At 38.9% G+C, this 10,928-nt stretch carries 13 protein-coding genes and 1 rRNA gene; 6 read left to right on the top strand and 8 right to left on the bottom strand.

The genetic code is table 11. The annotated features are described in order from the left end of the window. Nucleotides 1-11 precede the first annotated feature (11 nt). Both rrf and FTV38_RS13845 read left to right on the top strand, forming a co-directional pair. Nucleotides 12-126: ribosomal RNA gene (rrf, locus tag FTV38_RS13850) — 5S ribosomal RNA — on the top strand. A gap of 250 nt (nt 127-376) precedes the next feature. Then, nucleotides 377-898 carry a hypothetical protein gene (locus tag FTV38_RS13845; RefSeq protein WP_180022787.1) on the top strand — a complete coding sequence of 174 codons (522 nt, stop codon included), beginning with the start codon at nt 377-379 and terminating at the stop codon, nt 896-898. A gap of 3 nt (nt 899-901) precedes the next feature. Here FTV38_RS13845 and FTV38_RS13840 read toward each other — a convergent pair whose 3' ends face one another. The 6 genes from FTV38_RS13840 to FTV38_RS13815 form a co-directional block, all read right to left on the bottom strand. Beyond that, nucleotides 902-1,486: a lytic transglycosylase domain-containing protein gene (locus tag FTV38_RS13840; protein ID WP_168378689.1), complete on the bottom strand. Its 585-nt coding sequence runs from the start codon at nt 1,484-1,486 to the stop codon at nt 902-904. Between the two features lie 339 nt (nt 1,487-1,825). Further along, on the bottom strand, nt 1,826-2,311 hold the full coding sequence (locus FTV38_RS13835; protein ID WP_180022790.1) for a GNAT family N-acetyltransferase: 486 nt from the start codon (nt 2,309-2,311) through the stop codon (nt 1,826-1,828). A gap of 88 nt (nt 2,312-2,399) precedes the next feature. Continuing rightward, nucleotides 2,400-3,599 carry an acyl-CoA dehydrogenase family protein gene (locus tag FTV38_RS13830; RefSeq protein WP_180022786.1) on the bottom strand — a complete coding sequence of 400 codons (1,200 nt, stop codon included), beginning with the start codon at nt 3,597-3,599 and terminating at the stop codon, nt 2,400-2,402. 29 nt (nt 3,600-3,628) lie between these two features. Continuing rightward, the gene (locus FTV38_RS13825) at nt 3,629-4,915 is read right to left on the bottom strand and encodes an acyl-CoA dehydrogenase family protein (protein WP_180022789.1); all 1,287 of its coding nucleotides are present in this window, start codon (nt 4,913-4,915) and stop codon (nt 3,629-3,631) included. A gap of 241 nt (nt 4,916-5,156) precedes the next feature. Then, nucleotides 5,157-6,530: an AarF/ABC1/UbiB kinase family protein gene (locus FTV38_RS13820; protein WP_180022785.1), complete on the bottom strand. Its 1,374-nt coding sequence runs from the start codon at nt 6,528-6,530 to the stop codon at nt 5,157-5,159. A gap of 157 nt (nt 6,531-6,687) precedes the next feature. Then, on the bottom strand, nt 6,688-6,993 hold the full coding sequence (locus FTV38_RS13815; protein WP_078191029.1) for a hypothetical protein: 306 nt from the start codon (nt 6,991-6,993) through the stop codon (nt 6,688-6,690). Between the two features lie 311 nt (nt 6,994-7,304). On the opposite strand from FTV38_RS13815, the gene prmB reads away from it, so the two are divergent. The 4 genes from prmB (at nt 7,305) to FTV38_RS13795 (ending at nt 10,218) form a co-directional block, all read left to right on the top strand. After that, entirely contained in the window at nt 7,305-8,315 is a 1,011-nt protein-coding gene (prmB, locus tag FTV38_RS13810; protein WP_078193871.1) for a 50S ribosomal protein L3 N(5)-glutamine methyltransferase, read from the top strand. Nucleotides 8,316-8,328: 13 nt separating this feature from the next. After that, the gene (gene aroC / locus FTV38_RS13805; RefSeq protein ID WP_180022784.1) at nt 8,329-9,423 is read left to right on the top strand and encodes a chorismate synthase; all 1,095 of its coding nucleotides are present in this window, start codon (nt 8,329-8,331) and stop codon (nt 9,421-9,423) included. A 279-nt stretch (nt 9,424-9,702) separates the two neighbouring features. Then, complete coding sequence (locus tag FTV38_RS13800; RefSeq protein WP_180022783.1) at nt 9,703-9,981, top strand: hypothetical protein; 279 nt, start codon at nt 9,703-9,705, stop codon at nt 9,979-9,981. Between the two features lie 24 nt (nt 9,982-10,005). After that, nucleotides 10,006-10,218 carry a hypothetical protein gene (locus FTV38_RS13795; RefSeq protein WP_180022782.1) on the top strand — a complete coding sequence of 71 codons (213 nt, stop codon included), beginning with the start codon at nt 10,006-10,008 and terminating at the stop codon, nt 10,216-10,218. A gap of 104 nt (nt 10,219-10,322) precedes the next feature. Here the strand turns inward: FTV38_RS13795 and FTV38_RS18150 are convergent, their stop codons facing one another. Continuing rightward, the gene (locus tag FTV38_RS18150; protein ID WP_252725827.1) at nt 10,323-10,586 is read right to left on the bottom strand and encodes a hypothetical protein; all 264 of its coding nucleotides are present in this window, start codon (nt 10,584-10,586) and stop codon (nt 10,323-10,325) included. Between the two features lie 60 nt (nt 10,587-10,646). Continuing rightward, entirely contained in the window at nt 10,647-10,850 is a 204-nt protein-coding gene (locus FTV38_RS18145; RefSeq protein ID WP_257222271.1) for a hypothetical protein, read from the bottom strand. Nucleotides 10,851-10,928 lie beyond the last annotated feature (78 nt).

Raw genomic sequence — 10,928 nt, 5'->3', positions numbered from 1 at the left:
ATAACAGTTGTGCTGGCGACAATAGCAAGAGTGAACCACCTGATCCCTTCCCGAACTCAGAAGTGAAACCTCTTAGCGCTGATGGTAGTGTGGGGTTACCCATGTGAGAGTAAGTCATCGCCAGCTCATTATTCGAAACACCCCCTGATATCTCAGGGGGTGTTTTTTTATGTCGGGAAAAAGGGAAGAAAAAAATAATAAGAAAAGCAGAAGAAAAAACAGGGAAATGATAGATATTTAAAAAGAATAAGGCCGATCAACAATAAACTCGTCTAGAACTCTTTTATATCATTTAAAATGTTTTGCTAATGAAAATGTGTAATAAATCAATATAATAAAATCGTTTGTCTCTTTAATAATATATAGGGTATTTAAGATGTTTTTAAAAAAATTATTAGCTACAGTTTTATTTGCATTTGTTTCTTTCAATACTACAGCCGGTGTGTATCAGGGTAAACTAAGTGAATGTTTGGTAAATAAAATTTCAGCAAAAGAGAGTCAGAACTTAACAGCTTGGATTTATTTGGCATTTTCAGCACATCCAGAAATTTCTAAATATAGTAAAGTAACGCCAGTTGAGATACAAAAAATTGATAAAAATATGGCTATTCTATTTCAAGATTTATTTACTAAACGTTGTAATGCTGAAATCAAAGCTGTTACAGAAAATGAAGGAACAAATGCTCTAGGTAAAGCATTTGAACTATTGGGAAATCGTGCAGCTGAAAATCTGATGAAAAATCCAATTGTTGAAAAACGTATTGCATCATTTGCGCAATATTTTGATGAAGATAAAATGCGTCAATCTATGAAACAATTGAAGAGATTAGACCTAACAAAATTTATCCTCTTAAGCTTAGTTAGGTCTATATGGTTAAATAAAAGATTAAATTTTTAGAAATTATAAGGAACTTTTTAAATTATTTTGATGTTGCTTCACTTGTTTTGCATAACGTTTGCCTTGTTTTTTCATTTTTCGATTGGTGTTATAAGCAGTAGGTCCGACATTATAGTAGGCTAAAGCTTTTGGCATGCTGCCAGCGGCATTTTTATATTTAGTTAAAATAAATGACCCACAATTAATATTGGTTAATTCGTCATATAAATCCCCAGGGCATGTTGCTTGCCAATAACGTGGCATCACCTGAGTTAAACCGACTGCACCTGCAGGAGAACTGACATAAGGGCGGAAAGTTGATTCTTGGCGAATAACGGCAGCCAGTAGTAAAGGATCTAAGTTGTATTGATCGGCAGTTTGCACAATGTAGGGTGACACTCGATTTGCAGTTTCAGGATTGACTGAATAGGCCTTTTGGATCCCTGATGAAAGTTTAACTGCACGTTTTTCTACAGAGCCACCACCTAGTGATGAACATCCAGAAATCAGGGTTACAGATATAATAACAGTTGAAAACTTTAAGCTGTGAGCGCTTAGGAGCGACGAAAGACGAGTTGAAAGGCGAGTTTTATTCAGTACATTCTGCATTTATATTCACTTTAAAATAATCATGGCTAAGTGTAATTTCTAAAGCGATATTATGAACTGGAGACTTAGAGGTCAATATTTTCTTAAGATGCTCTGTACAGTGAAATTGTAAGAATTGATGGAAATGTACTCAAATTACATGATTTTTTAAGTGAAGAGAGAAAAAGATCGTGTTAATTGAATCAGTATTTCTCTCTTAACATGGTACTTATTAAGATTATGGGAACATTCAAATCCCGAGAACTTTAGTTATAAAAAACTAGAATATCCATTCATCAAATAACTGTATTTGATAAAGCTGTAAATCTTTCCAGTGAAATTTGTAGAATCTAATTTTATTTAAAGCGTTTTAAGCATCCAAATTTCGCATGCTTGGCTATGACCTGTATTGCCCTTGGGAGCTTGTAAGTGTTCAAATCCTACTTTTTCATAGAGTTTCACCGCTTGCCCAAGTGTATGTGTAGTTTCTAAATAACACGCTTTAAAATTATGATCTTTGGCGAATTGAAAACAAAGTTCTAAAATATCTTTGGCTAAGCCATGACCACGTAATTCAGGCATAAAATACATTTTTTGGATTTCTAAAATGCTTGAGTCTCCAACTAAAGGAGAAAGGCCCCCACCACCTAAAATTGTACCGTGTTGATTTTCAATAACCCAATATTGTGCATTTGCTTGCGTATAGACGTGATATAAATCATCTAAAATTGGATCTACAACAGCAAATCCTGACTCTGGCGCTAATCCAAATTCTTTGGAAACTGTGCGAATGACATTGGCAATGCTTACATTGTCTTCAAGTTGAAGTGGTCGGATCTGAAACATAATCATCGAAAAACAAAAAGATGGATTGTTTATAGACTGATCCTATAAAAAAATCCATCTCTAAGTTTAAAATTACTCAAGCAAAAAATTACTTTAATTCGCTTGAACTTTTACCCAGTTCACGACGTGCAACGATTAATTGTTGAATTTGCTGTGTGCCTTCAAATATATCGAGGATTTTTGAATCACGTGCCCATTTTTCTAATAATTCATCTTCGCTATAGCCGACAGCCGCTGCGAGTTCTACACACTTTAACGTGATTTCATTACCTACACGGCCTGCTTTTGCTTTAGCGATGGATGCTTCACGTGAGTTTGGTTTTTTGTTGTCGGCCATCCATGCGGCTTTGAGCATGAGGAGACGTGCTGCTTCCCAGTCTGCTTCCATTCGATATATTTGTGCAGCAATATTCGAGCTTTGTAAGATCGGTGTTGAATACTGCTCATCTAATTCATCTTTAAAGATTTCTTTAATTCGCTCTAAAGATGCCTTGGCACAGCCAATAGCCATCGCGGCAACGAGTGGGCGAGTATTATCAAAAGTTTCCATAACCCCAGCAAAACCCTTTGCTACATCAATTTCAGCATTGCCTAATAAGTTTGCAGCAGGGACACGACAATCTACAAAACTAATGGCAGCAGTATCAGAGGCTTTAATACCCAATTTATGTTCTAGGCGTTCTACAGTCATGCCCGGCGTACCTTTTTCAACAACAAAGGATTTAATCGCTGCACGGCCTAATTTTTTATCTAGCGTTGCCCAAACAACTACTGAATCAGCACGTTCGCCTGAGGTGACAAAGATTTTTTCACCATTGAGGATGTATTCATCACCATCTTTCGTCGCTGTTGTCCGAATAGCTGCAGAATCAGAGCCGCAATTTGGTTCTGTAATGGCCATAGCGGCCCAAGTTCCTTTTAAGCGTTCTAGTTGCTCATCATTGGCTACTGCTGCAATAGCCGAGTTTCCAAGCCCTTGGCGAGGCATACTGAGTAACAGGCCTGTATCTCCATAGCACATTTCGATGATACTGAGGGCTGTTGACATATTGACACCGTTTTTATTACCAGTGTCTGTGTCGCCACGTTTATTGACGGCGGCACCTGCATTCATGCCATCACCGCCATCATTCATACCGTCAACGAGGGAAGATAACATGTCTAATTCTTTTGGATAGGCGTGTTCGGCTTTGTCATATTTACGTGAAATAGGGCGTAGAACATTTAAAGCGACTTCATGGGCTTGGTCGATCAGCAATTTAAATTTTTTCGGATTTTGTAAGTTCATGGACATTTCCTTGTTTTTATTTTGCTGAATTATGCATGTAAGCCAGATTGAAGAATCGCTGTGGCACGTAAGTCTCGATACCAACGTTCTACAGGATGTTCTTTGGTAAAGCCATGACCACCTAATATTTGCACGCCATCAGTCCCAATTTTCATCGATTTTTCAGCACATAGCACGCGAGCTAAATAGGCTTCACGATGAAAGGGCTTGCCAGCTTCGGCTAGACTTGCTGCGTTTAGGATGAGCATATGCATGGCATCAATTTCGATTGCCATATCTGCAATCATAAATGCCACACTTTGACGGTGCGAAATTGGCTCCCCAAAAGCTGTACGTTCGTTTGCATATTGAATGCAATATTTCTTGACTGCAGTTGCGGTACCAACAGCCATGGCACACCACATTAAATTGCCAAGATCGATAAATGAGGTGTAATTGAAATCTTGATCTCCTAAGCGTTGGGCAGGGGTCTGATCAAATTTTAAAGTTACCGTTTCAGTGGCTTTCAAACCCATAGCAGGTGTTTTTTTTGCGCTAATGCTCTGGTCGCGTTGCACAATAAAAACTTCAGGCTGTCCATTGAGCATGGCACTCACTAACAGCACATCTGCCTGTTCACCTAAAAGGACTAAGGTTTTCTCCCCACTGATTTTATACTGCTGGCCATCAGCAATCGCCTGAGTTTTAAGTTGATAGGGATTAAATGCCGCCGTTGCCTCTTGAACTGCAAAGCTTGCACGCAGGGTTGAATCATCTGCAAATGTCGCTAAATAGGTTGCTTGAACAGATTCTGAACCCCATTGGGTGATGGCATTGATACAGCTAAACGTCGACAGTAAACCTGCTGTTAAACTAAAGTCACCTTCAGCCAATTGTTCCGCAATTAAGATATTGCTAATGATGTTTTTTTCTGCTGCAACGCCACCCAAATCTTCAGGTAAGGCATAATAATTTAGACCTAGATCTTGGATATGTTGCGATAACGCTTCAGGAAATGTTTCCTCTTGATCGGCTTGATGAGCAAGTGGATACAAAACTTCTGTGGCAAACTGCTGCATCGCATCAGCAGTCATTTGCTGTTCTTCAGTCAGGTTTAAATCAAATAATGATTTTTGTTGATTTGGCAAACGTTGCTTTTGCACACCTTTGTTGGTCTGAAATGCTTTTTGTGTCTGGCTCAGGGTTTTAAAACCAGCTTTTGAGCTTTGATACAAAGATTTTTCAACAAATTTGCGCAGTTTAAACTGATCGAGTACATCACTTCCGGCAATTTTAGTTAAAAGTGAGAGCCCAAATCCTTGAGCCTTGTTTACCATATTGGTCATTGTTGTTTTCCATTTGCATTGTTCTTATTTAATGCTGACATGCCAAAGATAGAAAAACCATGTCATAATTGACATGCATGATTGTCAAAGATAAACGGCGAGATTAGGTGGGATTTGATAGCTAAATGATTAATTAAGAATAGAAAAGTAAAAAGGCTTAAAAGGATTTTTATTTTAAAATTGACTTGGCTGACATTTGAGTCAGCCAAGTCTTGAAGTGTGCATTGAATGATTATTGATATTTTTGAATCATACGACGAACATTGGTTTTCGCTTCAATGACGGTCATAAAGGTATATGCACCGATAAATTTACGGCTGATAAACATAAACTCTTTAGGTGGAACTGAGAAGTAGCGAGATGCCATCGATTTTGAAGCTTGTTGCATCACACGGCTATGTAATTGGCTTTTTTTCCAATCATAGCGTTGTTGTTCGTCCATAACACCAGCAGGGATGTCCGGGTTATTTGCAGTGCTACTAAATGCCTCTGTCGCTAACAAAAAGACTTTAGCCATATCAGGTTTAATACTTTGTGGAATACCATCAAAGAACTCATAACCTGTCATCGCTTTGACCATTTGCTCAGAGCTATGGTGATAACCCGCGGTAATCAAATTACGTGCAACGCCTAATAGATGCTCATCGAACTGACGGATCGCACCAAAGTCGAGGAGAACAATTTTATCTGGCACATCCGCACCATTGCCCAAACGCACCAAATAGTTTCCGAAGTTAGGGTCGGTTTGCATTTCACCCCATTCAAAAATTTCGCGTACGGCAATTTCAAGTGATGCTTCACCTAAGGCGTTACGGCGCTCTTGAGGAAGTGACAGCATTACTGGGCTGTTAATCGGCACACCACGTTCAAAAGTCATACACAGCACTTGAGGTGTTGAATATCCTTCAATGATTTGCGGGACGATATATCGTGGATCTTCTTTTAAGCGTGCAGCAAAACGGCGTGTGGTATCTGCTTCGATTTTATAATTTACTTCACGATGCATCATTTCACGAACTTCATCAAACCACTGATCAAATTCACGCGTTTGGGGCACCATTCGTGTCAGTTTGAGCATGTTTTTGAATAGATTCATATCTGAATCGATAGCATCAGCCACACCCGGATACTGGATTTTTAATACCAGTTCTAAACCATCAGATTTACGTTTTGCACGGTGAACCTGTGCCAGAGATGCTGTGCCAAGTGGCTCATGATCAATCACGAGATCATCAAGCTTTGAGCCAAGTTGATTTTGTAGTTGGACTTTGATGGCTGGCCATGCCAATGCAACTGTTTGATTGTTCAGCGTGTTGAGGGCTTGCGTGATTTCTTCAGGCAGAAAATGTTCACCATACAACGCCATCATTTGCCCAATTTTTACAATTGAACCTTTTAATTTACCAATTTCTGCGACGAGATATTCAGCCTGATCTTTCATGGCTTTTTTACGCTTTTTCTCTTTTTCTTCCTCACTCGAAAAAATAGAAGTGGCGTTTGATGCTGCCCAACGTGTTCCCGCAAGTAGCGATGCCTTTGCGATAGATAAGCGTCGATCCATAGAAGACGTTTTCAAGTGTTTGAGCTTATCGTTCTGATCTGACATGTAAATTAAATCCTTTAATCAGCAATTCGCAGAAAAATACATTGTAGCTAATTTTAACGTTTCTTAACGTATTAAAATAGTTCAACTTACTGAATATGCAGTAAGCATTTGCAAACTTAAGCAAGATGCCGCGTAGACAGGCACATTAGAAATAAAACTATAAACGATATTTGATTTTTACCGTATCATTTTGCATCAATGCAGCTTTATGTTCTTCAATATGTTGATGAATAAGATGTTGGACAGATTCGTCTTTAAATCCGGCAGCATAACCTTTGACAATAATAATGCTCGGTAAGCTAAAAAATAGGGTACGTGCGTTTTCTAGACTCGCATCAGGGAAAACTTGATGTTCGATCAGTAGTTGCTGAAAAAATGCCTTTTCAGTTTGCACGTTTAAAGACTGAGTGTCTTCCCAATAGCTTTGACGCATAGCCATGAGGTTATTGTGCTTATAGCTCATTGGAGCTCCGCATTTAAAATTTAACTGTTTGTATGGGGATGATTTTAAGAAAATAAAGCTTAGGATCAAGTACAAATTGCTAAACAATTGAGCTTGAATTGGTTTTTATTCGTAATTTTCATCTATTTGGTTTTATAAAATGCTGAAGAAAGGCCTAAAGTACACATTTCATTTCAGTGAATGTATCAGACCTCATATATACGGTTATGAAATGCTTTCAAGCGGTGAATAATGCCGTATTTTTATTATAAATAGCATCAAAACAAGGTATCATAGGGCGTTTAAAAAATTATGAACTGGAGACGCCTTAAGTGGATCGACCGACTATTAGCCCTGAACATTTACAGGAAGCAGCTGAAAACCTATCAACAATTCGTGATTATATCCGCTTTGGGGTAACAGCTTTACGTCAATATGATGCCCACTTAGGACAAGGTACAGAAGACTATTTTGCTGAAAGCTCAGCATTGGTTTTACAAACGTTATCTCTAGATTGGAATGCAGATGCGGAAATCTTAGATGCGAAATTATTGCCAAGTGAAGTTGCAGAATTTTTAGCATTGTTAGAACGTCGTATTAATGAAAAAGTTCCGACGTCTTATTTACTAAACTTGTCATATTTCTTTGGTAAGCCATTTTATGTCGATGAACGTGTACTGATTCCACGTTCTCCAATTGCAGAGTTAATTGAAAACCGTTTTGCGCCATATTGCTTAGGTGAAAATGGCGAAATGGGTGCTGCGGTTAATAATCTACCTGAAAATGCCAATCCAAAAACTCCTCAGCGCATTTTAGATATGTGTACGGGTTCAGGTTGTATCGCGATTGCTTTAGCTTATGCATTCCCAGATGCTGAAGTTGATGCAACAGATTTATCTAAAGATGCACTTGAAGTGGCGCAAATTAACTGTGAACACCACAATAAACAATATCAAGTGGCTTTACTTGAGTCTGATTTATTCGCCAAAATTCCAGCAGAAAATCAATATGATTTAATCGTGTCGAATCCACCGTATGTGGATGCTGAAGACATGGCAGATTTACCAGAAGAATTCCACCATGAACCTGAAATGGCGCTTGCTGCGGGTCAAGATGGTTTGGATCTTGTACGTAAAATGTTGGCACAAGCTGCAGATTACCTGACTGAAGATGGCTTAATTGTGATCGAAGTGGGTAACTCAGAATGGGCAATGCGTCAAAACTTCAATACCGTTGATTTTTACTGGTTACAATTCCAAAAAGGCGGTACAGGTATCTTTGCATTGACTGCTGCTCAATGCCGCGAATACCGAGATTTATTCATTCAATCTGTTCAAGCATAAGGAGTCGTTTGACATGGCAGGTAATAGTATAGGGCAACTCTTCCGTGTAACGACTTGTGGTGAATCTCATGGCGTTGGTCTGATGGCCATTGTGGATGGGGTTCCACCGGGTATTGAACTGACTGAAGCCGATTTGCAAAAGGATTTGGATCGTCGTAAGCCGGGCACATCTAAGTTTGCGACTCAGCGTAAAGAACCCGATGAAGTTGAAATTATTTCAGGCGTATTTGAAGGTAAAACAACCGGTACATCGATTGGTCTATTGATCCGTAACACAGATCAAAAATCAAAAGATTATGGCAACATTGCGCAAACCTTCCGTCCGGGTCATGCAGACTATACGTATACACATAAGTATGGTTTCCGTGATTATCGTGGTGGTGGCCGTTCGAGTGCTCGTGAAACTGCGATGCGTGTTGCTGCAGGTGCGATTGCTAAAAAATTCTTGTTTGAGAAATTCGGCATCGAAATTCGTGGTCATGTAACGCAAATTGGTACCGAAAAAGCACAGAAATTGGACTGGAATGAAGTTCCGAATAACCCATTTTTCTGTGGTGATGCTGATGCCGTCCCACGTTTTGAAGCTCTCGTGACGTCACTTCGTGAACAAGGAACGAGCTGTGGCGCCAAACTGGAAATTATTGCGACGCAAGTGCCAGTTGGTTGGGGCGAGCCTGTATTTGATCGTTTAGATGCAGATATTGCACATGCTATGATGTCCATCAACGCTGTAAAAGGTGTTGAAATTGGTGATGGCTTTGGTGTTGCCGAGCAGTTTGGTCATGAAACCCGTGATGAGTTAACAACGGATGGTTTCTTGGCAAACCATGCTGGCGGCATTTTGGGCGGTATTTCGAGTGGTCAAGACATTCGTGTTGCGATCGCCTTGAAACCAACAGCTTCCATTACTACGCCGGGTAAAACCATTACGATTAATCGTCAAGATACAGATGTATTGACCAAAGGTCGCCATGATCCTTGTGTCGGTGTTCGTGCGACACCAATTGCAGAAGCAATGTTGGCAATTGTGCTCATGGATCACTTCATGCGTAACCGTGCACAAAATGCGGATGTTGTCGCTCCATTTGCCCCAATTGAACCCAAGTGAGGAAACAAAGCGCTGCTTTGTTCCGATGCGGTTGGTGAATAGCTTTAGCAAGTCACAGTGGATAAATAACAAAGCGTTGCTTTGTTCCAAACGTGGTTTGGTGAGTAACGTTAGCGAGTCACAGAGGATAAATAACAAAGCACTGCTTTTTGTTCCGATGCGGTTGGTGAATAGCGCTAGCGAGCTACACTGATGAGCAAATTGCATAAAAAAACCAGACAATTGTCTGGTTTTTTTATTTCAGTAAAATAGACCCATGAAAATAAATAGCTAAAAAATATGAATATAAGAAATGCTTTACTTGGTGATATTCAGCAGCTCGAAAGCTTAATGAATATAGCCTATCGGGAGAATCATCCTAAGAGTTGGACCACGGAACATCATATTGTTCGAGGAAATCGAATAAATGTCTCTCAACTCAGCCAACTCTTACAAAAAAAGGATTTTCATCTATATGTGATGGAGTCGGTACATGCGCAGATCATGGGGTGTATTGGGATTCAAATGCAGGGAATGAGCAGTGAAATTGGTCATTTTGCAATTCACCCAGATGAGTAAGCTCAGGGCTTAGGAAAAAAATTATTGCAATTTGCAGAACAGCAAGCGACGTTGATTGAACCCAATGTTGAAGAATTTGTCATGTATGTGATTGATCGGCGTTTAGAATTAATAAAATATTATCAACGGCGTGGCTATAAGCTAACAAATGAAAATCAAGCCTATCCTCTTCATCTAGAGGTAGGTCAACCGATTTGTGAACTGACAATTAAACAATTAATTAAACGAATAAAATAAAGATCATATGATGTATTTGATCAATTTATAAAGCGAGATGAATAAAAAATCCCAAAAGAAAACATACACTAACTTTTGGGATTTTTATTTTAGACTATTTGGGCTTAAGAATAAGCACGTAAAAATAGTCGATAGGCATCTGAAGATTTTTGATTTTTTAACATATAGTGTGCGATTTCTCCTTGGTTGGTATTCATAATCACCGCAATATCTTTTGCGTCACAGAATTGTTTAAGCACAGTATCTGGGATCATCACGGTATTAGAAGAATCAATCACATTTGAATTATCTAAGCGACGATAATTTGTTTGACCTATTGCAGGATAAGACAATACTTTGCCGTCGATCACAAAAGATATTTCATTCATATCAAGCTGCTGTTGATCATAAGAATGCAGTGAAAGTGCATACTCACTTTTATTCTTTTGCTAATCAATTGCAAGTTCAGGACATTTTTGTCCAGTTTCACACAGTAATTGACCTCGAGTAATGGTTCGTTGGATTACGTTACTGTTTTCAACGGTATTCACACCATTTAGCTTCAAGGTTCTTGTTTCAGGTTTATTTTTAGGTACGGTAATACAACCTGTGAGTAGTAGGAGTGTAAATCCTAGAACTAAATAATTTTTCATGTGTTTTTCCATGTTAGCGTTATTTTTATAAGCAATATTTATTTTGGCGCATATTCACACAGAAAAACAAAAAAGTAA

Origin of the sequence: Acinetobacter sp. YH16044 (genome assembly GCF_013417145.1) — a bacterium.
In the GTDB taxonomy this organism is placed as follows: domain Bacteria; phylum Pseudomonadota; class Gammaproteobacteria; order Pseudomonadales; family Moraxellaceae; genus Acinetobacter; species Acinetobacter amyesii.
Note: the sequence above shows the minus strand (reverse complement) of the source record. Positions and strands in the feature narration are given on the sequence as shown.

Excerpts from the sequence above, each read along its gene's own strand:
- FTV38_RS13845 (WP_180022787.1), top strand. The coding sequence starts at position 377 with ATGTTTTTAAAAAAATTATTAGCTACAGTTTTATTTGCATTTGTTTCT.
- FTV38_RS13840 (WP_168378689.1), bottom strand. The coding sequence starts at position 1,486 with ATGCAGAATGTACTGAATAAAACTCGCCTTTCAACTCGTCTTTCGTCG.
- FTV38_RS13835 (WP_180022790.1), bottom strand. The coding sequence starts at position 2,311 with ATGTTTCAGATCCGACCACTTCAACTTGAAGACAATGTAAGCATTGCC.
- FTV38_RS13830 (WP_180022786.1), bottom strand. The coding sequence starts at position 3,599 with ATGAACTTACAAAATCCGAAAAAATTTAAATTGCTGATCGACCAAGCC.
- FTV38_RS13825 (WP_180022789.1), bottom strand. The coding sequence starts at position 4,915 with ATGGTAAACAAGGCTCAAGGATTTGGGCTCTCACTTTTAACTAAAATT.
- FTV38_RS13820 (WP_180022785.1), bottom strand. The coding sequence starts at position 6,530 with ATGTCAGATCAGAACGATAAGCTCAAACACTTGAAAACGTCTTCTATG.
- FTV38_RS13815 (WP_078191029.1), bottom strand. The coding sequence starts at position 6,993 with ATGAGCTATAAGCACAATAACCTCATGGCTATGCGTCAAAGCTATTGG.
- aroC (WP_180022784.1), top strand. The coding sequence starts at position 8,329 with ATGGCAGGTAATAGTATAGGGCAACTCTTCCGTGTAACGACTTGTGGT.
- FTV38_RS13800 (WP_180022783.1), top strand. The coding sequence starts at position 9,703 with ATGAATATAAGAAATGCTTTACTTGGTGATATTCAGCAGCTCGAAAGC.
- FTV38_RS18150 (WP_252725827.1), bottom strand. The coding sequence starts at position 10,586 with ATGAATGAAATATCTTTTGTGATCGACGGCAAAGTATTGTCTTATCCT.
- FTV38_RS18145 (WP_257222271.1), bottom strand. The coding sequence starts at position 10,850 with ATGAAAAATTATTTAGTTCTAGGATTTACACTCCTACTACTCACAGGT.